The sequence below is a fragment of the Candidatus Thiosymbion oneisti genome, from assembly GCF_900092655.1.
GTDB classification, from domain to species: Bacteria; Pseudomonadota; Gammaproteobacteria; order Chromatiales; family Chromatiaceae; genus Thiosymbion; species Thiosymbion oneisti.
The window spans coordinates 1-358 of sequence record NZ_FLUY01000935.1 but is presented as its reverse complement, the minus strand read 5'-3'; the positions used below and the strand labels follow the sequence as shown (position 1 = coordinate 358).

1 pseudogene is annotated in these 358 nt (G+C 60.6%); it reads right to left on the bottom strand.

What is annotated here, in order from left to right:
• Positions 1-323 (bottom strand): annotated as a pseudogene (locus BQ17_RS09595) (IS5/IS1182 family transposase); the annotation flags it as partial.
• Positions 324-358 lie beyond the last annotated feature (35 nt).

Genomic DNA, 358 nt, shown 5'->3' with positions numbered 1-358 from the left:
CGCCGGATGCCGTTCTTGTGATGCGGTTGGCCGCGCGGGGGCAGCAACTCACCGGCGGGGCAGATGTAAACATCATTCGTTTGGTTGTACTGGAAGCGCTTGCCGCTGAGGCGACCTTGGCCCGTGACCGCTTTGTGTTTGTCCGGGATTGGGACGTAGACGGTGGCACCGGCCACTTCGCAGGCCGCTAATTTGACCTCGCTGTAGTAGCCCGCATCGGCAACCACGGTCAGGCTTTCCACGCCGAGCACCGCCATGGTCTGCTGGCACTGACGGCTGAGCTGGTTCTGATCGTCCCCAGCGTTGGTGACTTCGTGATACACAATGAGTTAGTGTTTCCCATCGACGCCGCTTTGCA